Raw genomic sequence first — 21,381 nt, forward strand, 5'->3', positions numbered from 1 at the left:
GCTCAGGCCGGCACCAGGAAGATCGTCGCCAGCGGCGGCAGCGTCAAGGTGATGGTGGGGTCGTCGTCTGGCGCGGTGAACGGATGCGACGGATCCGTTGCGCCGACGGTGCCGTCGACGGCGGCATCGCTGCCGCCATAGATCGCCGCATCGGTGTTCAGCACCACGCGCCAGCGGCCGCCGTGCGGCAATGGCAGCCGGTAGTCGACGCGCGTGATCGGCGTGAAGTGGCTGACTGCGACGACGCCGGCCCGTTCCGCTCCCTCGCCGCCGCGCCGGACCCACGCAAAGACCGAATGCTGCAGATCGTCCTTGACCAACCACTCGAAGCCATCGCGCTCGCCGTCGAGGCGATGCAGCGCGGGCCAGTCGCGATAGAGCCGGTTGAGGTCCCCGATCAGCCGCTGCACGCCGGCATGGCGCGGATCGCCGAGCAGGTCCCAGGGCAACGCGCGTTCGAAGTTCCACTCGTCGCGCTGCGCGAACTCCTGGCCCATGAACAGCAGCTTCTTGCCGGGGTGCGCCCACATGAAGCCGAAGTACGCACGCAGCTGTGCGAAGCGCTGCGCGTCGGCGTGGACGGCGGGATCGCCGCCCTCGCCCGGCATCTTGCACAGCAGCGATCCCTTCCCATGCACCACCTCGTCGTGAGACAGCGGCAGCTGGAAGTTCTCGCTGAACGCGTAGACCAGGCCGAAGCTCATCTTCTCGTGATGCCACGAGCGGTGGATGGGCTGCTCGCGCATGTAGTGCAGCGTGTCGTTCATCCAGCCCATGTTCCACTTGTAGTGGAAGCCCAGGCCGCCGACCGAGGTCGGCGCGGACACGAGCGGGAACGCGGTCGACTCCTCGGCGATCGTGATCACGCCGGGCGCCTCGCGGCCGAGCACCTCGTTGAGGCGCTTGAACAGCGCGATGGCCTCGAGGTTCTCCGTGCCGCCGTGGATGTTGGGGATCCACTCGCCCTGAGGGCGCGAGTAGTCGCGGTACAGCATCGACGCGACCGCGTCGACGCGCAGGCCGTCGACGCCGTAGCGCTCGGCCCAGAACAGCGCGGCGCCGCACAGGAACTGCTGCACCTGCGGCTTGCCGAAGTCGTAGATCAGCGTGTGCCAGTCGCGGTGCCAGCCCTCGCGCGGGTCGGCGTATTCGTAGAGCGGCGTGCCGTCGAACTTCGCCAGGCCGTGCGGGTCCTCGGGGAAATGCGCCGGGACGAAATCGAGCAGTACGCCGAGTCCGGCCGCATGGCAGGCGTCGACGAAGCGGTGCAGGCCGTCGGGTGCGCCCAGCCGCGCGGTCGGCGCATGCAGGCCCAGCGTCTGGTAGCCCCATGAGCCGTCGAAAGGGAACTCGGTGATCGGCATCAGCTCCACATGCGTGAAGCCGAGCCCGGCCACGTACGGCGGGAGCTCGCGCGCAAGGAAGTCCCAATCAGGAAACGCGCCATTGCCGCCATCGCCTGCGCCCTCGCGGAGGTCGTCCCGACGCCACGACATCGCGTGGACCTCGTACACGCTCACCGGCGCGTCGCGACGATTGAGCGCGGCGCGCCCTGGCGGCAACGGATGCGCCGCGGGCAGTCCTTCGATGATGCTCGCGTTGTCCGGCCTCAGCTGCGCGCGGAACGCGTAGGGATCGGCCTTCAGCGGCAGCACGGTGCCGTCCGGCCCGGTGATCTCGTACTTGTAGAACTGGCCCTGCGATGCGGCCGGCACGAAGACTTCCCAGATGCCGGCGTCATGCTCATCGCGACGGCGCATCGGATGCGCGGCGCCCGACCAGCCGTTGAAGTCGCCGACGACGGCGACGCGCGACGCCCGCGGCGCCCACACGGCGAAACGCACGCCGGACTCGCCCGCCACGACGACGGGATGCGCGCCCAGCCACAGCCAGGGACGCGGATGCCCGCCGCGCGCGAGCAGCGCGAGATCGGCGTCGGGCAGCAGCGTCGTCATCGAAGGCGGCCTCTCGTTCGTGGTTCAGTCCAGGCCTCAGCCCAGCCTCTTCACCGACCAGACGCGATCGACGTACTCCTCGATCGTGCGGTCCGACGAGAACATCCCCATGCCGGCGATGTTCAGCGCCACGCGCTGGTGCCAGGCCGCCGGGTCGCGGAACAGCGCGTCGACCTCACGCTGCGCGCGCAGGTAGTCGGCGAAGTCCGCCATCAGCAGGTACTGGTCTTCGCCGAGCAGCTTGTCGATCAGCGTGCGGTAGCGGCCGGGATCGCCTTGCGAGAACTCGCCGCGCGCGATCGCGTCGATGACGTCGAACAGCGCGGGGTTCTGCTCGACGACGCGGCGCGGCTCGTAGCCCGCGCGCTTGAGCGCCTCGACCTTCTCCGTCTTCAGGCCGAAGGTGAACATGTTGCGCTCGCCGAAAGCCTGCGCCATCTCGATGTTGGCGCCGTCCCAGGTGCCTATCGTCAGCGCGCCGTTGAGCGCGAACTTCATGTTCCCCGTGCCCGACGCCTCGGTGCCGGCGGTGGAGATCTGCTCGGACAGGTCGGCGGCGGGGATGATGACCTCGGCCAGCGACACGCCGTAGTTGGGCAGGAAGACCAGCTTGAGCTTGTCACCCACGCGAGGATCGTTGTCGATGACGCGCGCGACGTCATGCGCCAGCTCGATGATGGCCTTCGCCGTCACGTAGGCCGACGCGGCCTTGCCCGCGATCACCACGGTGCGCGGCACCCAGTCCGCCGTCGGGTTGGCGACGATCGCCTGATAGCGGCTGATCACGTGGAGCAGGTTCAGCAGCTGGCGCTTGTACTCGTGGATGCGCTTGATCTGGACGTCGAACAGGCTGTCGACGTTGATCGTCACACCGAGTTCGCGCTGGACGCGTGCGGCCAGGCGCTGCTTGTTGACGCGCTTGACGGCGAGCAGCGCCTCGCCGAGCCCGACGTCGGCGGCCAGCGGACGGAGCTGTTCCAGCTCGTCCAGGCGCCGGCGCCAGCCGGTGCCGATGCGCTCGTCCAGCAGCGCCGACAGGCCCGGGTTCGCCTGCTGCAGCCAGCGGCGCGGCGTCACGCCGTTGGTGACGTTGTGGAAGCGGCCCGGGAAGAGGCGCGCGTAGTCCGCGAAGATGGTCTTGACCATCAGGTCCGAATGCAGCGCGGCCACGCCGTTCACGCGGTGCGAGGCGACGATGCTCAGCGCGGCCATGCGCACGCGGCGCTCGTTGCCGCGGTCGTCGCCCTCGTCGATCAGCGAGACGCGGCGCAGCAGGTCGACGTCGCCGGGGAAGCGCGCCTTCACGGTCTCCAGGAAGCGGTGGTTGATCTCGTAGACGATCTCGAGGTGGCGCGGCAGCAGCTGCTCGAACAGGCGGACCGGCCAGGTCTCCAGCGCCTCCGGCATCAGCGTGTGGTTGGTGTAGCTGACCGCCTCGCGCGTGATGACCCAGGCCTCGTCCCAGCCCAGGCCGTGGTCGTCCAGCAGCAGCCGCATCAGCTCCGCCGGCGCGAGCGCCGGGTGCGTGTCGTTCAGGTGGATCGCGTTGGCGCGTCCCAGGCCCGCGAGCGTGCCGGTCTCGCGCAGGTGGCGCGCGATCAGGTCCTGCATGGAAGCGCTCACCAGGAAGAACTCCTGCTTCAGGCGCAGTCGGCGGCCGGCCTCGGTGCTGTCGTCGGGATAGAGCACCCAGTTGAGCGAATCCGCCGCGACCCGATGCGCGGCCGCGCCGTGGTGGTCGCCGCGGCAGAAGGCGGCGAAGTCGATGGGGGCCGCGGCCTGCGCGTGCCATTGGCGCAGCGTCGACACGCGCTCGCTGTGGTGCGCCGGCACGATGAAGTCGTAGGCCTGCGCGATCAGGTGCTCGGTCGGCCACCAGCGGCGAGCGCCGCTGGGGTCGACCTCGACATGGCCGCCGAAGCCCACCGGATAGCGGCACTCGGGACGCGGCACTTCCCAGGGATTGCCCAGCGCCATCCAGTCGTCGGGCGACTCGACCTGGCGGCCGTCCCGGATGCCCTGCGCGAACATCCCGTATTGATACCGCAGCCCGTAGCCGAAGGACGGCAGGCCCAGTTCCGCGAAGGAATCGAGGAAGCAGGCCGCCAACCGGCCCAGCCCGCCGTTGCCCAGCGCGGCATCGCTCTCGCGCTCCAGCACGTCGGGCAAGGACTGACCCTCGCCGGCTTGCGCGGAGAATGCCGCACGCACGGGCTCCTCCAGCTTCAGCGCCGCGAGCGCGTTGCCGAGCGCGCGCCCCATCAGGAATTCCATCGACAGGTAGTGGACGCGGCGCACCTCGGCTGTCGCGCCGCGCGCGGCGTCGGCGGCCTGGGTCGACGCCCAGCGCCGGTCCAGCAACTCGCGGCAGGCGCCGGCGGCGGCGCGCATCATCGCGTGCAGGTCGGCACCCGTGGCGCCCACGGACGCGACGGCGGCGACCGCAGCGGCCGCCACAGCGGCGGGACTGGCCAGGGGGGATTCGCGTCGCAGCGCCTGCTCGAAGGCGGCGACCCGGTCAGGGGAGTCGGTGGTCATGGCGCCAAGTATCCATCAAGCCCTCAAAAATCCTGTAGTTTCACTACATCGGGTTATCCCGAATTTGATTGCAAGTCGTTGATTCAACGAGATTCACTGCATTCAGATCGGGTGTAGCCGCGTTGTGGATCGACGACCTGCCATGTATATTCTCTACAAACAAGGAGACATCCAGTGGCGGACGTGAAGCTGCAAGCCGTGGCCAAGGCCTATGGCGAGACCAAGATCCTGCATGGCATCGACCTGGAGATCCGGGACGGTGAATTCATGGTCTTCGTGGGCCCGTCGGGCTGCGGCAAGTCGACGCTGCTGCGCACGATCGCGGGGCTGGAAGACATCACCGGCGGCGAGCTGCGCATCGGCGGCCGGCTGGTCAACGACGTGCCGCCGGCCGAGCGCGGCATCGCGATGGTGTTCCAGAGCTATGCGCTCTACCCCCACATGAACCTGTACGACAACATGGCGTTCGGGTTGAAGCTGGCGAAGGTGCCCAAGGACGAGATCGACCGCTCGGTGCGCTACGCCGCGCGCATCCTGCACATCGAGCATCTGCTGGAGCGCAAGCCCAAGGACCTGTCGGGCGGGCAGCGCCAGCGCGTGGCGATCGGCCGCGCGATCGTGCGCAAGCCCGAGGTCTTCCTCTTCGACGAGCCGCTGTCCAACCTGGACGCCGCGCTGCGCGTGCGCATGCGCTACGAGTTCGCGAAGCTGCACGAGGACCTCAAGACCACGATGGTCTACGTCACCCACGACCAGGTCGAGGCGATGACGCTGGCGGACCGCATCGTCGTGCTGAGCGCCGGCACGATCGAACAGGTCGGCACGCCGCTGGAGCTGTACGAGCATCCGGACAACCTCTTCGTGGCCGGCTTCATCGGCAGCCCGAAGATGAACTTCATCGAGGCCGAGGTCGTGAGCGCCGGCGCTGATCACGCGACGCTGCGGCTGAGCGACGGCGCGACGATCCGCACGCGGGTCGATGCCTCGCGCGCCAAGGCCGGCGACAAGGTGACGCTGGGCGTGCGACCGGAGCACTTCGAGGTCGGCGGCGACGCCAACCTGATCGCCAGCACGGTGACCTTCGTCGAATCGCTGGGCGGCGTGACGCATGCGTACTGCGCCTACCCCGGCGTCGAGGACGCGCTGACCTGCGAATTCGACGGCAGGACGCGCGTGCGCGCCGGCGACACGCTGCAGCTGCATCTGCCGCCCGACCTCTGCTATCTCTTCGACGCCCAGGGCCTGGCATTCAAGCGGCTCGGAGCGGCGGCATGACGCGCAGCGCACTCGCCATCCTGGCGGCGATCGCGCTGCTGGTCGGCTGCGAGAAGGTCGCGGCGCAGGCGCAGCCCAAGCTGCTCGTCTGGATCAACGGCGACAAGGCCTACAACGGGCTGCAGAAGGTCGGCGACGCGTTCGAGCGCGAGTCCGGCGTGAAGGTCGTCGTCGAGCATCCGGTCGACGCGCCCGAGAAGTACACGCAGGCCGCCGGCGCCGGCAAGGGACCGGACGTCTTCTGCTGGCCGCACGACCGCGTCGGCGAATGGGCCAAGGCCGGACTGCTGACGCCGGTGCAGCCGCGCAAGGCGCTCTACGACGAGGTCGAGCCCGCCGCGTGGCAGGCCTTCCGCTACCAGGGCCGCCTCTGGGGCTACCCGATCGCGATCGAGACCACGGGCCTGATCTACAACAAGGCGCTGGTGAGCAAGCCGCCCGCGACCTGGGACGAGGTGATCGCCGTCGACAAGCAGCTGCGCCAGCGCGGCAAGCACGCGATCCTGTGGGACTACAACAAGAGCTTCTTCACCTGGCCGATGTTCGCGGGCGCCGGGGGCGTGATCTTCGGACGTGACGCGCAGGGCGAGTTCGACGCGCGGCAGGTCGACGTCAACAACGACGGCGCGCTGGCCGCGGGCAAGCTGCTGGAGCGCCTGATCACCGACGGCGTGATGCCGCGCGGCGCGCGTTACTCCGAGATGGAATCGGGCTTTGCGCGCGGCGAGGTGGCGATGATGATCTCCGGCCCGTGGGCGTGGGAGAACGCGCGCAAGGCCGGCATCGACATCGGTGTCGCGGCGATCCCGGCGGTGGTGGCGGGCAAGCCGTCCAAGCCTTTCGTCGGGGTGCTGGGCTGCATGATCTCGGCACCCTCGAAGAACAAGGACCTCGCGCGCGAGTTCATCGAACGCCACCTGATGCGGCGCGCGTCGCTGCAGGTGCTCGACGCCGACGTGCCCATCGGCGTGCCGGCCAACAAGGCCTTCTACCTGCAGCTGTCGGTGAATCCGCTGATCCGCGCCAGCATGGAGAACGCCCGCGCCGGCGAGGCCATTCCCAACATCCCCGAGGTGGGACGTTTCTGGACCGCGATGGACGCGGCGCTGGAGGCGATCACCAACGGTCTGCAAAGCCCCAAGGACGCGCTGGACGGCGCGTCGGGCCGGATGCTGCTCAAGCAATGAACGCCACGACCGCATCGACTTCGACGCTGGCCGCCACGCTGCCAGGGTCGCCGCTCTCCGAGGCCTACACGCGCCAGCCGCCCGGCGCGCTGGACCGGCTCGCCAAGGCGCTGTACTGGCCGACGATGGCCGTGGTCGCGCTGGCCGCGCTGTACCTCGTCTTCATGCTGTATGCGGCCGGGCTCACGAGCTGGGCGCTCGGCGTGCTGCTGCTCTTCGGCACCGGCTTCGCGGTCTACCTCTCGAAGGCCGGCTTCGCGTATCGCTACCTCTTCCCCGGCGTGGCCGGGATGCTGCTGTTCATCGCGTTCCCGCTCGCGTACACGACGCAGATCGGCTTCACGAACTACTCGTCGGCCCACCTGCTGAGCCAGGAGCGCGTGCGCGAGTTCCTGCTCGACCAGCACGACACGGTGCTCGAAGACGTGCGCGACTACAGCGTGCACGGCGTCGGCAACGACTTCCGCGTCGTGCTGCGTGATCCCGCGAACGGCAGCGCGCAGTTCGTGTCGCCGCCGCTGGCGCTGCGCCAGGGCGACAAGCCGCTCGACGTCGCGATGCAGCCGACCCGCCCGTCCGATGCGACGCTGGGCACGGCGCTGACGCTCAAGGAGCTGGTGGCCCATCGTCAGGCCCTCGCGCAACTGCGCCTGCGGCTGCCGGGCGAAGGCGGCGGCACCGCGGCCACCGGCGGCGCGGGCGACGCCTCGCTGCACTACCTCGGCCTGCGCGAGTTCGGCCCGATCCGGCCGCACTTCGAAGAGCAGCCCGACGGCGCGCTGAAGCGTGTCGCCGACGGCGTCCTCTTCCGTCCCGACGCAACCACCGGCTACTACGAAGGCCAGGGCGCGGCGGCGGGCACGCACCTCGCGCCGGGCTACAAGGTCATGGTCGGCGCGCAGAACTACAAGCGCATGCTGTTCGACGCGGAGTTCCGCGGCCCCTTCCTGTCGATCTTCGGCTGGACGGTAATGTTCTCGCTGCTGACGGTGCTCTTCGCGACCGCGATCGGCATGAGCCTGGCGGTGCTGCTGAACTGGGAGGACCTGCGCTACCGCACGGCCTACCGCACGCTGCTGTTCCTGCCCTACGCGGTGCCGGGCTTCATCTCGATCCTCGTGTTCAAGGGCCTGTTCAACCAGAACTTCGGCGAGATCAACGCGATCCTGGACGCGCTCTTCGGCGTGCGGCCCGCGTGGTTCGCGGACCCGTCGCTGGCGCGGACGATGCTGCTCATCGTCAACGTGTGGCTGGGCTATCCGTACATCCTGATCCTGTGCACGGGGCTGCTGAAAGCGATCCCCTCGGACCTGTACGAGGCCTCGGCGCTCGCGGGCGCGGGACCGCTGACCAACTTCTTCAAGATCACGGCGCCGCTGATCATCAAGCCGCTGTCGCCGCTGCTGGTCTCGGCCTTCGCGTTCAATTTCAACAACTTCGTGCTGATCGCGCTGCTGACCGACGGGCGGCCGGACTACCTGTCCACCAAGATTCCGGCGGGGCAGACCGACATCCTGGTGAGCTACACGTACCGCATCGCCTTCCGTGACTCGGGCACCGACTTCGGCCTCGCGGCCGCGATCTCGACGCTGATCTTCGTGCTGGTGGCCGGCATGTCGCTGCTCAACCTGCGCCTGATGCGCAACGCAGACAAATGATCCCCCCTACACGCTTCGCGTGCCCCCCAGGGGGCGAGCCGGGCGGCCCGGCAAAGCCGGTTCCTCCGGCTCCGCTGGGTCAAAGAGCAGAATACGCAACGCCTCTCAACGCAGACTTCACAGGACGGCTCAAATGGCGATCGTGAGAGGCAAACAGGCGCGCTGGCGCGTCTTCGCGGCGCATGTGCTGCTGTGGGTGTTCCTGGCGATCACGCTGTTCCCGCTGCTGGCGGTGGTGTCGATCTCGCTGCGGCCGGGCAACTTCGCCACCGGCAGCCTGATCCCGACGACGATCAGCCTGGAGCACTGGCAACTCGCACTGGGCATCCCCTACCAGGCGGCGGACGGCTCGCTGGTGCAGCCGCCCTTCCCGGTGCTGACGTGGCTGTGGAACTCGATCAAGGTGGCGACGATCTCGGCGCTGCTGATCGTGGCGATCTCGACGACGGCGGCCTACGGCTTCGCGCGGCTGCGTTTCCCGTTCAAGGCGAGCATCCTGAACAGCATGCTGCTGCTGCAGATGTTCCCGGCGGTGCTGGCGCTGGTGGCGATCTACGCGATCTTCGAGACCATCGGCACCTTCGTGCCGTGGCTGGGCATCGAGACGCACGCGGGCGTGATCGTGGCCTACCTGGGCGGCGTGGCGACGCACATCTGGACGATCAAAGGCTACTTCGAGACCATCCCCGTGGAGATCGAGGAGAACGCCAAGGTCGACGGCGCGTCGCACTGGCAGGCGTTCCGGCTGGTGCTGCTGCCGATGGCGGTGCCCATCCTGATGGTGGTGTTCGTGCTGGCCTTCATCGGCTGCATCATCGAGTACCCGGTGGCGTCCGTGCTGCTGCGCGAGGAGTCCAACCTCACGCTGGCGGTGGGGTCCAAGTACTTCCTGCACGACCAGCGCTTCCTGTGGGGCGATTTCGCCGCGGCGGCGGTGCTGTCGGGACTGCCGATCACGGCGGTGTTCCTGCTGGCGCAGCGGTGGATCGTGTCGGGGTTGACGGCGGGTGGGGTGAAGGGCTGAAGACCGGCCCCGCCCTGGTCTTAGCCTTCAACGAAGTGCTGCGCTGACGACGGAGATGTCTTCCATCAACTCCTGAGCCGTCTCCGCATTGATCCGACCTCGGCGGACCCGGGCGACGAAGGTGTCGAGCAACCCAGGCCAACGCATCCAAGCGGCCCGCCACACATCCGGAGATGCTTGCCTACGCCGCTCCATCACCGACAGGAAGACGCCAAGCTCGACGCCGAGGTCCTCGTCGTCCGGCATGCCGTTCGCAAGATGGGCGAAGAAGCCATCGACGTAATACGCAAACACGGGCTCCGGAAAGTCGGCGAGATCGTCGATGCATCGCATCGAAAAGTTGCGCTCCAGGAGCGGCATGATCTCGGCGATCGACTTCCCGAAGAACAGATCCATCGAGTAGTAGCGATCGGGGGGAAAGGCGCACAGCTCCGGATCGCCCCAGTCGTCTGCCGTGGGGGGACCGGCAGGTCGGTCGCTCATGGGTTGCATTCTCGGCAGCTCCAGGAATTCTTCAGTCTTCGCTCGAGATCCTTGATCTGACGGGTCAGGTCGCGGATAGGGCCCGCATGCATTCCGGGCTCATATCGGTCGTCCCATTGCTGACGCATGTCTCTGCACTGCTTCTTCCGGGCGATTTCATTGCGTTGGTCTTGGCAGGGATCTCCCGTCGGCGGCGGCGGGGTGTCGCAGGCGTTCTTGTAGCGCAAATATTCGCTCTGTTTCGCAAACTCATCCTTGCCGGGAATCGATTCGGAAAAGAGCACGGAATTGAGCCACTCGCCAGCAGCTCGCCCGGCCCAGGAGCCGGCCCGGCCAACGACGATGGCGCCGATCACGCCGCCGCCTGGGGGGAAGATGGCCTCGCCACCAATCGCGCCGACCGATCTGCCGCCCCAACCTCCGATGAACGACCCAACATCCCCCAGCGCACTGAGCCCGTTCGGATCGATGAGTGCCACGGGGTTGGCAAGCACGTATGAATACGTGTTGATGCCACCCGCGAGGCCGATCCGGTCACTCTGCGAATAACGACCGGAGGTGGGGTCGTAGTCGCGAATGAAGTTGTAGAAGAGACCGGATTCCTTGTCGAAGTACTGGCCGGGAAAGCGCAGGTTGAGCGTCACCGGCGCGAGACCGCCGGGCGCTTCTTCGGGAGCGGTCGTCCCGAACGGCTCGCTCATCCAGCGCCAGCGTCCGCCGTCGTTCTTGTCCACGAGGACGCGCGGCGCGCCGAGGTGGTCCGGGAACACGTAAAGCACCTCCGGATCCTGCGACGTACCGTTCAGCACGGCGACCGGCAAGCCGCCCAGCCACACGTATTCCTGCGACGGCGTGGTGCCCGAGTACTGGCCCAGCATCTGTCCGCCCTGGTCGTACGCGAAGTGCATCGCCGTCGCGCCGGTGACCTTGCGCACGCGCTGCCCGTCGGCGTCGTAGCTGTAGGTCGTCGTCACGCCGCCCTTGGTGATCGTCCCCATGCGGCCGTCGAGCCGGTAGGTCGTCGTGTACGCGATGCCGGTGTCGCTCACCGTGTTGCCTGCGGCGTCGTAGCCGAAGCTGCGCGTGAAGCTGTTCGCCGAACTGGTGATCGTATTCAACCGGTTGCTGTCGGCGGCCACTGCGTAGGTCCGCGTCACGCCGTTGAGCTTGTCAAGGATACGGTTGCCGTTGGCGTCGTAGCCGAAGGTCCAGTTGCTCGACGGCGTTGTCACGCTGGTCAGTCGTCCCAGGCCGTCGTAGCCGAAGCTCTGGTTGTAGACCTGGGCGTCCGCAGTGGCCTGACCGGTTGCCGCGTCCAGATGCTTGTAGCTGACGATGCGGTCCGCTGCGTCGTAGGTCAGATCGCGCACGCGCGCGTTCAACGAATAGCGCACGATGCGACCGTACGAATCGAAGACGCGTTCGACCGGCTTCGGACCGGCGGTCATCTGGATATTCCAGCTGCGCACCGCACCGAACGGCTCGAACTGGATGCCGGTGATCAGCGGCTGGGCGACGCTGGATGCGTCCTTGGCGAGACTCATGCTCACAGGCAGGCCGTCCTGATAAAGGATGGTCAGTACACGCCCCGAGGGGTAAGTGATCCGGTTGACGTTCCCCGCGGCGTCGTAGCCATAACGCGTGGTGAAAACCGCCGTGCCCACGGTCTGGATCACCGTACTGAGAAGTCCGTCAGCGTCGTAACCAGATTTCGTGCTTCCCGCCGTGCCCGTGGCCGTCGTGCGGTGGCCAACGCCGTAGCCGAAGTCGCCGCCGGTCTGGTCGTAGGTCCATGAATAGTTCTGCGTCGCCTGTCCGTTCTGCGTGTAGACCGCGGAGGTCATACGGTTGAGTCCGTCGTAGGCGTAGGTCGCCACCACGCCGCGACTGTCGGTGCGGGTGATCACGTTCCCTGCGGCGTCGTACGTGTTGGTCGCCGTCCCGGTGTCGGGACTGGCGAGCTGCGTGAGATCACCCAGGCCGTTGCGCTGATAACTGGTGACGAGGTTGCGAGGATCGTTGACCTGTTTCAACTGGTCCATGCCGTCGTAGGCGAAAGTCGTCTGTCCGTTGCGGGCATCGGTGCTTGTCTTGACACGATCCAGCGGGTCGTATGTGTTGGTGGTCGCGAAGCCGAAGCCGCTCACACCCTTGGCCTTGATGACCTTGGTCGGATTGCCCTTGGCGTCGTACTCGTAATCGGTGACTGGCGCCGGCGAGACCGGCGGAGGCGGCAGCGTCACGGCATGCGCGCTGAGTCCGATCAGGCCGATGAGCGCGGCCGCGATGGGCGCGAGCGTGCTCCGGCACTTCCCGTGCTTCTTGATTCCGTTCATGTCTCATTCCCTCCCTGTCGTCTGTTGTGCGCGCCCCAGCGCATCGAACGCGCGGCTCATGGTCCGCTTGAGCGCTCCACTCGGGTCCTTGGCGACTTCACCGGTCTTGTTGCCGCTCGCATCGAGCGTGTACTCGACGCGATTGCCCCGCGTGTCCGAGGCCGCGACGAGCCGGTGCGCGTCGTCGTACTCGTAGCTCACGGCGCTGCCGTCCTGCTGGGAGGACTTCTTGAGCAGTCCGGTGGGCCAGTACTCGTAGCTCGTGGTTCCACCCGCCGACGTCACCGTCGTCACCCGCTGACGCAGGTCGTAGGTGTAGGTCGTCGAGCTCGTGTTGGCGTCCACCACTTCGAGCGGATTTCCCGCCGCGTCGTAGCGCGGGAAGCGCGTGACATGGCCCATCGCGTTGGTCGACGACTTCAGATCACCCTTCGTGTGATCGACCGTCGTGTCGGCGTAATACTCGTTGGTGACCACGACCCGGTTGAGGGCGTCGGTCTCGGTCAAGACCTGACCCGAGGCGTTGTAGGTCCAGCTTGCCGTGCGGGCGGACACGCCGGACTGCAGCGTCGCGCTGAAACCGAGCGCCCCCGTCTCATCGGTCGTCGCCTGTTCGACGCGCTTGCACAGCACGACGATGGGCTTGTTGTCCGGCAGCTTGGCATCCACCGGCGCACAAGTGGCCACGGCGTTGCCGTTGAAAGGATCCGGCTGGCCGTTGAAGACCAGCGTGGTGAGTCGGCGCGGCTCCGCCGTCCTCGTTGCCAGGCGCCAGTCCGGATGCCATTGCGACGAGACCTTCCGTGCACCCGCCGGCACGGTCCCGGCGAGCACCGTCGCGCAGACACTCGACGCGCCCAGCCCTTCAACACGGACCGTCTCCAGATTGCGCGAGAGGTCGAAGCTGGCGCAGCTCCGGTTGCCGTTGGGATCGTCGTACTGGACGACGTTCTGGTTCTGGTCGAGGACGCGTCGCTCGGTCGACGGCGTTCCGCCGGCGCTGCCGCCTCGCGTCTTCGCGCTCCACTTGACGCTGCCGTAGGCGCCGCCGGCCTCGAGCGACTCGACGTCGCCGTTCGGGTAGGTCACGCGGACATCGTGCGGCAGCTCGATGTAGTGGTCCCGCCAGAGCTTCTGGTTGACGTTGTCGTAATAGGTCGCGACGTTCCACTTCGGCGGCGTTCCCCAGGTGACGGCATACGCGTCGAGCCCCTGGGCCCGGGCCGTCGAGACCGCTCGCCCCTCGGCGTCGTAGCCGTAGGTGCCGGCGCGCACCTGGTTCTCATCCAGGTAACCCGTCAACGCCCACGCATGCGCCGCGTCCTCATAGAGGAAGGTCTTGGAGACGCCATCCGCGAATGTCGCCCCCGACAAACGGGCCTGCGCGTCATAGCTGAACTGGACATCGGTCCCCGGTCCCTGGATCCGCGACAGACGGAATCCGCCGTCCGCCAGCTTGATGTACTTGAGCTGATGCGTGCGCCCCGTCTGATCGGTGAGCGTGAGCGGCAAGCCATCGGCATCCGGGTCGCCTGCGGCGACCTGCGCGCCGCCGCTGCGCGTGACGTCGATGGTGGACCCGTTCAGCGTCGACAGGCGCGTGAGCCGGCCGATGGCGTCGTAGCGCTCGATGGTGCCGGCTTCTGCGTCGAAGTACAGGTAGCCGCCGGTCACCACCGTCAGACGATCGTTGAGCGCGGGCGACGCCGGCGCGAACGTCGAGCCGGTCGATTGGAAACTGGTCCAGTTGCCGTCGGCGCGCTGGACGTTGATGAGCTTCGCGGGCTGGCTCATGTCCTTGTGGACATCGGTGTAGAGCCGGCGCTCGAAGCTGGGTTTCCAGTCGTCTCCCAGCAGCGAGACATCCGAGCGCATGAAGGGCTGGACGCCACCCGCATACGGCACGCGGCGCGACGAGTTGAAGGTCACCTTCAGCGGCAGCCACGACAGCCGGCCGAGCTCGATCGGCTGCAGCTTGGCCCCCGTCAGCGCGACGATGGGATTGCCGTGGCAGGTGTCGCAGTGGGTCTGGAAGTAGCGGTCCGTGATCGGCAGGCAGGAGTTCTTCTCGGGGACGTAGAGCCCCTCGTTGCAGGTGCACTCGCCACTCTCCGCTTCGTAGTGGGCATTCGATACCTTGGCGCAGGATTTCAGATACTGCTGGGCGAAGTCCTTGGTGATCTCGATCGGCGTGCCTCCGCACACGGGCTGTCCATCCTTGTACGAGACATCAGGCGACACCGTGCGCGTGCTGTGCGTGTAGCACAGGGCCGACGGCTCGAACCACTCCGGCTTGATGGTGCATGATCCCGCCGAGTAGACGACTGGCGTGCTGCAGGCCGCCGGCAGGGGGCACGACGCATTCGCGAACGCGATCACGCGCGCCTGGATGGCGGCAGGCTCGCTGGGCCGCCCGCTCTTTCCACTCACGAACCAGAACCCGAAGTTGTTGGGATTCGGCGTGATGCCGTCACCGGACACACCGCCGCAGGTTGCAGGCAGGAAGGTCGTCGATCCCGGCGCGTTGGGCGGCGACCAGATCGCGGGAAAAGTCCGCTCGTAGGCATGCGTCACAGAGGAACCCAGCAGCAGCGGGCCGATCAGCAGGAGCGCGCCAAAGCAAGAGAGAACCCGGTTCCGCAACGCAGGCGACAGTAAGGACATGGAAGACTCCCTGAGATGAAAACACATCGAGATCAGGAATCCCTGCATGCCTGAATGGCCGCACGGTGTCGCCCTGCCCGGCGCGGCATCTGAATGCGCCGCGTCCGGACAGTTCCTCCCTGATCGAACGGCGCCGATTCTGCCTCGCAGGGTCAGGCGTTGCCACCACCGCCAAGGAGGGAAGCGGGCCGCGCCGCCGACCCGGAAGCCCCATTCCAAGGCGTTTCCGCCCCGACAAGCCCCGTGCGAGCTACAACTCGTTTCACCTGTGCGCGCGGCTTCACCAAACTTTGCGCAACACGCCAGCCCTTGCGCCGCCAGGGCCCTCACGCGGCCTTGACGCGCGGAGTCACGGATCCGTCATGCGTGATTTCTAGAGTGCGCGGCGTTTCGAACGGCCTCTCTTCCGAGTCCCACGAACACAGCCATCGCCACCACTCCAGGACTCCCATGCGACACAGCAAATCCACCGCGCTGAACGCCTCGCTCACCCTCGTTGCCGCGGCCATCCTGGCCGCCTGCGGCTCCGACAGCGACACCCAGTCGACGAGCGTCACGATCAACGGCGTCGTCACCGCCACCAGCTTCACCGCCGGCAGCGCGACCGATCCCACGATCGCCCCCGCGTACTACGTCGGCGCCAAGGTCTGCGCCGACGCCAACGGCAACGGCGTCTGCGACACCACCGAGACCTCGGCCGTCACCGACGCCAAGGGCCACTTCTCGCTGACGATGCCGGCCAACGCCGCGCTGATCGCCGACATCGGCACCGACGCCACCCTGTCCACCACCGGCGCCAAGATCGCCAGCCGCGACGTGCTGCGCGCCTCGCTGGACCAGGTCATGGAGCAGGCCGGCAACGTCGTCATCAGCCCGCTGTCGTCGGAAGTGCAGCGCCTGGTCGAAGCCAACGGCACCAGCTACGCCGTCGAGAAGCAGACCGTCGCCACGCGCATCGGCGTGTCGCTGGCCAACGTGCTGGCCGACGCGAGCACCGTCACCGGCGCCGAGCAGGCCGCCCTGCTGGCCGAGGCCAAGGCCCTGGACAACCGCTTCACCTACGCGATCACCAAGCTGGACCGCGGCGACCTGTATCCCGACGCGCTGGCCACCCCCGGCGGCGATCCGCGCCTGGCCGGCGCCGCCAACGTGAGCACCGCCACCGCGCCCACCGGCACCGACGCGCGCACGAAGATCACCTTCGCGCAATCGCAGCAGGCCGCGTTCGCGCTCGAAGGCGTGCCGCGCTACGACCACATCTTCATCGTGATGCTGGAGAACAAGGCCACGCTGTCGATCAAGGGCTCGCCGTGGGCGCCCAAGATCAACGCGCTGCTCGCCGCCGGCAACCAACTGACCAGCTACTACGCCACCGGCAACCCGTCCGAGCCGAACTACACGGCCCTGGGCGGCGCCGACGACTTCGGCATCACCGACGACAGCCAGTGGAACTGCGACGCCACCGGCGCCAATGCGGTCCAGGACCTGCCCGTGCCCGACAAGACCCAGCCGGGCCTGGCGAGCTCGCCCTTCGCGGCCAGCTGCACGCAGACCGCCGCGGTCAACCACAACATCGTCGGCAAGCCCAACCTGTTCAACGCGATCACGGCCGCCGGCATGACCTGGCGCACCTACAGCGAGTCGATGAACCCGGGCCAGGACTTCCGCACCGACTCCGTCGCCGACGCCGCCGTCACGGCCGCCGACAACGTCTACGCGCCGGGCACGATCAACAACAACACCGCGGCGGTCGGCACTTCCGGCCTGACGCTGCCCATGCCCGCCGGCCTGTACAAGACCAAGCACCACCCGGGCATGGCCTACCAGAACGTCCGCAGCGCGCCGGAGTTCAAGTACAGCAACCGCACCATGGGCGGCGGCCAGTGGGACGCCAACATGAAGGCCGGCACCGCCTACGCCGTGCCGGCCAGCTACGACGTCGACCAGCTCGGCACCGACCTGGCCAGCGGCAAGGTCGGCACGCTGAACTTCCTGGTCCCGGACCAGTGCGACGACATGCACGGCATCAGCGTCATCGGCAAGCTGGCCAACGGCACCACCGCCACGGCCAGCGACTGCGGCAGCGTCGCCAACAACGTGGCGCAGAGCTCGGCGGCCAACATCATCACGCGCGGCGACAACTACGTCGACGCGCTGGTGAAGAAGATCCAGGCCTCCGCGCTGTGGAAGAACCCGGCCAAGCGCGTCGCCATCGTGCTGATGTTCGACGAAGGCAACGCCACCTCGGGCTTCAACTCCTGCTGCGGCTGGAACGTGTCCAACAGCGCGGTGTCCAAGCCGGTGGTCGTCGATGCGAAGACCGGCGCGGTCACGGTCGACGCCAGCGTCAACAACTACACCAAGGGCAACCGCGGCCACGGCGAAAGCATCTTCGGCATCCTGACCAACCAGGCCGACGCGCCCAAGGGCGTGTCGGACGGCGACGCCTACAGCCACTTCTCGTTCGTGCGCACGCTGCAGGACATGTTCCAGCTGGCCGACCCGGCGGTGGACGCGTCGTACATGAACCGCTCGAAGTACACCGAGAAGTTCATCGCGGCCAACATCCTCAACCTGCCTGAGTACGCCGGCAGCGCCGACACCCACTTCGACTCGGTGCGCGCGATCAACCATGCGTGGAAGGCCCCGGCCAACTACACGCAGAAGCAGTCGGCCGACGTGAACACGGCCGCGCAGATCGGCGCCGACACGGTGCAGACCAGCGTCTGGGCGTTGAAGAAGTGAGCGCCGTCCTCCGCGCCGGCGTGACCATCGGACTCGGCCTGCTGCTGGCCGCTTGCGGCCCGTCCGGCAAGGCCGACCTCGATGCCGCCACGTCCGGCGCGGAGGCGGCCTCCTCCGCCGGCACCGCGCTGAATCCCGTCACGCCGCTGAGTCCCGTCGCGCAGCTCGGCCGGAAGATGTTCTTCGACACCACGCTGTCGGGCTCCGGCCGCATGGCCTGCGCCACCTGCCACGATCCGAAGAACGCCTACGGCCCGCCCAACGATCTGTCGGTGCAGCTCGGCGGTCCCGACCTGCAGAGCGCCGGCGTGCGCGCCGTGCCGTCGCTGCGCTACAAGGACGCGACGCCGCCGTATGCGGACCTGCTCGACAACCCCGATGGCGTCAGCGTTCCGGGACCCGGTGGCGGTTTCGCCTGGGACGGCCGCGCGGCGACGCTCGCCGAGCAGGCGGCCCTACCGCTGCTGGACCCGAACGAGATGGCCAACGCGAGCGCTGCCGACGTGGTGAAGAAGCTCCAGGCCGGCTCGTACGCCGAGCAGTTCCGGCAGGCCTTCGGCGCCACGATCTTCGACAACGCGGACCAGGCCTTCGCCGCGGCCGGCAAGGCGCTGCAGGCCTTCCAGCTGGAGGACGTCAGCTTCCATCCGTACTCGAGCAAGTTCGATCTCTACATCGGCAACAAGATAGGCGGCGTGCTGACGGCGGCCGAGGCGCGCGGCCTGAAAGTCTTCGCCGATCCCAACGGCGGCAACTGCGCGTCGTGCCACTACCAGGGCGCCGGCCTGAACGGCAGCACGGCGATCTTCACGGACTTCTCCTACGAGGCCATCGGCGTGCCGCGCAACGCGGCGATCCCGGCCAACGCGGACGCGAACTACGCCGACATCGGCCTGTGCGGCCCGCTGCGCACCGACCACGCGCCGGTGAAGGGCAACACCTTCTGCGGCATGTTCAAGTCGCCCACGCTGCGCAACGTGGCCACGCGCGGCAGCTTCTTCCACAACGGGATCTTCCATTCGCTCGAGCAGACGATCCGCTTCTACAACACGCGCGACACGATGCCCGAGCTCTGGTATCCGACGGTGGGCGGCACGCCCAAGGCGACGCCGGATCCCGACTTCCCGGCCTACGGCCTGATCACTACGCAGTACGTCGGCGGCAAGGTGCGCAAGTTCGACGATCTGCCCAAGGCCTTCGTCGGCAACATCGACACGCAGATGCCGCTGGACGGCCGCGCGGCGCACAGCAAGCCGCCGATGTCGGAGCAGGACATCGCCGACCTGCTCTGCTTCCTGAACACGCTCAACGACAAGGACACCCAGCCGGCGAAAGCGCCCGCCGCGGGCGCCTGCACGTCGTGAGGCCCTCATCCGAATTTCCCATGCCCCTCTTCCGCATGACGTCCGTTTCCACTTCTCATCGCGCCGTGCGCGCGGCCGGCCTCGTGGTCTCCCTGCTCGCGCTGGCCGCGCTCTCCGCCTGCTCGCGGCCCGGCGATCCGTCGGCCTCGACCGCGTCGGCCGAGCCGACTGCCGATCACTTCGTCGCGGGCATGCAGGCCTATCTCGCCAAGCGCGGCGACCTGTGCCTGGCCAAGACCGAGTGGCCCATCGACCTGACCCAGCGCGAGATCGACGCCGGCGCGCGCAACGCACTGCAGATGCCGGTGCTGGAGCGATTGGGGCTGGCGAGTTCAACCGTGGCCGAGGTCGACGTGAAGGACGACAACGAGGTCTCGCATCACATGAAGGTCCGGCGCTATGCGTTGACCGAGACCGGCAGGCAGTTCTACGTGACGCGCGAGCAACCCAGGCCCGACGGCGGCAAGGAGGCGCGCGGCGACTTCTGCGCAGCCAAGCTCAGCCTGGACAAGGTGGTGCATTGGGAGCTGGGCGGCGAAGGCAAGGACCGGCACGCGGTGGTGAGCTACACCTACCAGGTGAAGGCCGCGCCATGGACCGGCGATGCCGAGCTGCAGAAGGTGTTCCCCGTCGTGGCGCAGGTGATCCGCGGCGCGGGCAGCGCGCAACTGCAGGAGACGTTCAAGAAGACGGAGACCGGGTGGGTCGCCGTGGACCTGCTCTGAGACGCGCGCCGTCATGACGACCGTGGTGCGTTTTCCTCCCGCGCTCGGGGACTGGGTCCGCCAGCATCTGGACAACGGCGTGGCGCCGGGCGACCTGCGCGGCGCGCTGCAGGAGCGCGACATCGCGGCCGAGGCGGCGCAGGCGATCGTCGACGCGTTCGTGCGTGCTCGTCGTGGCGAGCGCGCGATGCCGGTGGATCAGGTCGAGCTGTCGCCAGAGCCCGTACAGCCCTACCGGTACGAGACGCCGCGCTTTCGCGACGGCACGTCGCTGGTGACGGACAACCGCCTCGTGCGCGTGGCCGCGCGTGCGGAGCGTCCGATGCTGGCGGTGCTCAACGGCGTCTTCAGCGCCGAGGAGTGCGAGGAGGTCATCGCCCTCGCGCGAGGCCGGCTGCGGCCTTCGACGCTCGTCGATCCACGCACCGGGCGCGACGTGGTGAGCGGTCTGCGGAGCAGCTTCGGCATGTTCTTCCGCCCGGCCGAGACACCGCTGATCGCGCGCCTGGACCGGCGCATCGCGGAGATCATGAACCTGCCGGTCTCGCACGGCGAAGGGCTGCAGATCCTGCACTACCCCGAAGGGGCTGGCAGCGCGCCGCACTACGACTTCCTGGTGCCGTCGAATCCGGCGAATCAGGCGTCAATCGCGCGCAGCGGGCAGCGGGTGAGCACGCTGGTCACCTACCTGAACGATGTGCCCGCCGGCGGTGAGACGGTGTTCCCCGCAGCGGGTTGGGCGGTCTCGCCGCAGCGCGGCAACGCCGTCTACTTCGAGTACGCCAACTCGCGCGGCGAACTGGACCACGCCTCGCTGCACGCCAGCAGCGCGGTCACGCGCGGCGAGAAATGGGTGGCGACGAAGTGGATGCGGGAGCGGGTGTTCGTGAGCGCGTGAATCGACTGCTTGAAGCCACAACTACTCCGAGATGGAGTTGGCAAGGTCCCGTCGGACTTCCTCATAGCCTTCGAGGCAGATCTTGCCCTTCTCGGAGTTCGCTACGGCACCTCGGGATCGGAGGGATCGAGTTCGCCGGTCGATTTCCCTGATCAACTGTGCCGGGTTCGCCCCGCCCGGCTGGTTGTCCGCGAAAGCTTCGACGGCGCACAGGCCCTTGACGCGAGTCGTCGGAACCATGGGAAGCAGACGCTCCGGACATCGCCCCATTGCGATTTCGAGCATCGCTGCATTGCCCTGCGTGGCGCTGGCATTGGTGCTGTTCAACAGCTTGATCGTTAAGGCGAGCGCGTCCGGATCGCAGCGCCGGACCAACTCCCGAAGACGCGGCACCATCTTCTCGAAGTTGTCGTCGATATAGCTGTTGACGGCATCTGCGCCCGTCCGCTCCAGGCGCGAATTCAATTGATGGATGAACGGGTCCATGGCCATCGCCTGACTGGACGTTCCCCACACCCAAGCGCAGAGA

At 67.7% G+C, this 21,381-nt stretch carries 14 protein-coding genes; 8 read left to right on the forward strand and 6 right to left on the reverse strand.

Going from position 1 to position 21,381, the window contains the following annotated elements; translation table 11 throughout:
- Positions 1 to 2: 2 nt before the first annotated feature.
- Both glgB and ABE85_RS12775 read right to left on the reverse strand, forming a co-directional pair.
- Positions 3 to 1,955, reverse strand: a complete 1,953-nt coding sequence (gene glgB / locus ABE85_RS12770) for a 1,4-alpha-glucan branching protein GlgB (RefSeq protein WP_067274872.1) — start codon at positions 1,953 to 1,955, stop codon at positions 3 to 5.
- Between the two features lie 36 nt (positions 1,956 to 1,991).
- Complete coding sequence (locus tag ABE85_RS12775; protein ID WP_067274875.1) at positions 1,992 to 4,493, reverse strand: glycogen/starch/alpha-glucan phosphorylase; 2,502 nt, start codon at positions 4,491 to 4,493, stop codon at positions 1,992 to 1,994.
- A 174-nt stretch (positions 4,494 to 4,667) separates the two neighbouring features.
- Here ABE85_RS12775 and ABE85_RS12780 point away from each other — a divergent pair, with 174 nt between their 5' ends.
- The 4 genes from ABE85_RS12780 (at position 4,668) to malG (ending at position 9,637) form a co-directional block, all read left to right on the forward strand.
- Entirely contained in the window at positions 4,668 to 5,768 is a 1,101-nt protein-coding gene (locus tag ABE85_RS12780) for an ABC transporter ATP-binding protein (protein WP_067274878.1), read from the forward strand.
- Positions 5,765 to 6,955 (forward strand): maltose/maltodextrin ABC transporter substrate-binding protein MalE, encoded by a 1,191-nt coding sequence (malE, locus tag ABE85_RS12785; RefSeq protein WP_067274881.1) that lies wholly within the window; start codon positions 5,765 to 5,767, stop codon positions 6,953 to 6,955. Before ABE85_RS12780 ends, malE begins: the two co-directional genes overlap by 4 nt.
- Positions 6,952 to 8,613, forward strand: coding sequence for a maltose ABC transporter permease MalF (malF, locus tag ABE85_RS12790; protein WP_082938574.1), 1,662 nt, complete (start codon positions 6,952 to 6,954; stop codon positions 8,611 to 8,613). The genes malE and malF overlap by 4 nt, the downstream gene beginning before the upstream one ends.
- Positions 8,614 to 8,746: 133 nt before the next feature.
- On the forward strand, positions 8,747 to 9,637 hold the full coding sequence (malG, locus tag ABE85_RS12795) for a maltose ABC transporter permease MalG (RefSeq protein ID WP_067274883.1): 891 nt from the start codon (positions 8,747 to 8,749) through the stop codon (positions 9,635 to 9,637).
- A gap of 27 nt (positions 9,638 to 9,664) precedes the next feature.
- Here the strand turns inward: malG and ABE85_RS12800 are convergent, their stop codons facing one another.
- From ABE85_RS12800 to ABE85_RS12810, 3 genes are read right to left on the reverse strand one after another with little or no spacing between them, the layout of a single operon-like run.
- Positions 9,665 to 10,120: a hypothetical protein gene (locus ABE85_RS12800; RefSeq protein WP_067274886.1), complete on the reverse strand. Its 456-nt coding sequence runs from the start codon at positions 10,118 to 10,120 to the stop codon at positions 9,665 to 9,667.
- Entirely contained in the window at positions 10,117 to 12,456 is a 2,340-nt protein-coding gene (locus ABE85_RS12805) for an RHS repeat domain-containing protein (RefSeq protein ID WP_067274889.1), read from the reverse strand. The genes ABE85_RS12800 and ABE85_RS12805 overlap by 4 nt, the downstream gene beginning before the upstream one ends.
- Positions 12,457 to 12,459: 3 nt before the next feature.
- Complete coding sequence (locus ABE85_RS12810; RefSeq protein ID WP_067274892.1) at positions 12,460 to 15,120, reverse strand: RHS repeat domain-containing protein; 2,661 nt, start codon at positions 15,118 to 15,120, stop codon at positions 12,460 to 12,462.
- Between the two features lie 450 nt (positions 15,121 to 15,570).
- Here ABE85_RS12810 and ABE85_RS12815 point away from each other — a divergent pair, with 450 nt between their 5' ends.
- From ABE85_RS12815 to ABE85_RS12830, 4 genes are read left to right on the forward strand one after another with little or no spacing between them, the layout of a single operon-like run.
- Entirely contained in the window at positions 15,571 to 17,865 is a 2,295-nt protein-coding gene (locus tag ABE85_RS12815) for a phosphoesterase (RefSeq protein WP_067274896.1), read from the forward strand.
- Positions 17,862 to 19,229 carry a cytochrome-c peroxidase gene (locus ABE85_RS12820; protein ID WP_231993084.1) on the forward strand — a complete coding sequence of 456 codons (1,368 nt, stop codon included), beginning with the start codon at positions 17,862 to 17,864 and terminating at the stop codon, positions 19,227 to 19,229. The genes ABE85_RS12815 and ABE85_RS12820 overlap by 4 nt, the downstream gene beginning before the upstream one ends.
- A 20-nt stretch (positions 19,230 to 19,249) precedes the next feature.
- The gene (locus ABE85_RS12825) at positions 19,250 to 19,954 is read left to right on the forward strand and encodes a hypothetical protein (protein WP_157522326.1); all 705 of its coding nucleotides are present in this window, start codon (positions 19,250 to 19,252) and stop codon (positions 19,952 to 19,954) included.
- Between the two features lie 13 nt (positions 19,955 to 19,967).
- The gene (locus tag ABE85_RS12830; protein ID WP_067274899.1) at positions 19,968 to 20,852 is read left to right on the forward strand and encodes a 2OG-Fe(II) oxygenase; all 885 of its coding nucleotides are present in this window, start codon (positions 19,968 to 19,970) and stop codon (positions 20,850 to 20,852) included.
- Between the two features lie 21 nt (positions 20,853 to 20,873).
- Here ABE85_RS12830 and ABE85_RS12835 read toward each other — a convergent pair whose 3' ends face one another.
- The gene (locus ABE85_RS12835) at positions 20,874 to 21,338 is read right to left on the reverse strand and encodes a hypothetical protein (RefSeq protein WP_157522329.1); all 465 of its coding nucleotides are present in this window, start codon (positions 21,336 to 21,338) and stop codon (positions 20,874 to 20,876) included.
- Between the last annotated feature and the right edge of the window lie 43 nt (positions 21,339 to 21,381).

Source organism: Mitsuaria sp. 7, from assembly GCF_001653795.1.
In the GTDB taxonomy this organism is placed as follows: Bacteria; Pseudomonadota; Gammaproteobacteria; order Burkholderiales; family Burkholderiaceae_C; genus Roseateles.

What these genes read in the sequence shown, in the direction of transcription:
- ABE85_RS12805 (WP_067274889.1), bottom strand. Translation starts at nt 12,456, where the DNA reads ATGAACGGAATCAAGAAGCACGGGAAGTGCCGGAGCACGCTCGCGCCC.
- ABE85_RS12835 (WP_157522329.1), bottom strand. Translation starts at nt 21,338, where the DNA reads ATGGACCCGTTCATCCATCAATTGAATTCGCGCCTGGAGCGGACGGGC.
- glgB (WP_067274872.1), bottom strand. Translation starts at nt 1,955, where the DNA reads ATGACGACGCTGCTGCCCGACGCCGATCTCGCGCTGCTCGCGCGCGGC.
- ABE85_RS12810 (WP_067274892.1), bottom strand. Translation starts at nt 15,120, where the DNA reads ATGTCCTTACTGTCGCCTGCGTTGCGGAACCGGGTTCTCTCTTGCTTT.
- ABE85_RS12800 (WP_067274886.1), bottom strand. Translation starts at nt 10,120, where the DNA reads ATGAGCGACCGACCTGCCGGTCCCCCCACGGCAGACGACTGGGGCGAT.
- ABE85_RS12825 (WP_157522326.1), top strand. Translation starts at nt 19,250, where the DNA reads ATGCCCCTCTTCCGCATGACGTCCGTTTCCACTTCTCATCGCGCCGTG.
- ABE85_RS12815 (WP_067274896.1), top strand. Translation starts at nt 15,571, where the DNA reads ATGCGACACAGCAAATCCACCGCGCTGAACGCCTCGCTCACCCTCGTT.
- ABE85_RS12830 (WP_067274899.1), top strand. Translation starts at nt 19,968, where the DNA reads ATGACGACCGTGGTGCGTTTTCCTCCCGCGCTCGGGGACTGGGTCCGC.
- malG (WP_067274883.1), top strand. Translation starts at nt 8,747, where the DNA reads ATGGCGATCGTGAGAGGCAAACAGGCGCGCTGGCGCGTCTTCGCGGCG.
- malF (WP_082938574.1), top strand. Translation starts at nt 6,952, where the DNA reads ATGAACGCCACGACCGCATCGACTTCGACGCTGGCCGCCACGCTGCCA.
- malE (WP_067274881.1), top strand. Translation starts at nt 5,765, where the DNA reads ATGACGCGCAGCGCACTCGCCATCCTGGCGGCGATCGCGCTGCTGGTC.
- ABE85_RS12775 (WP_067274875.1), bottom strand. Translation starts at nt 4,493, where the DNA reads ATGACCACCGACTCCCCTGACCGGGTCGCCGCCTTCGAGCAGGCGCTG.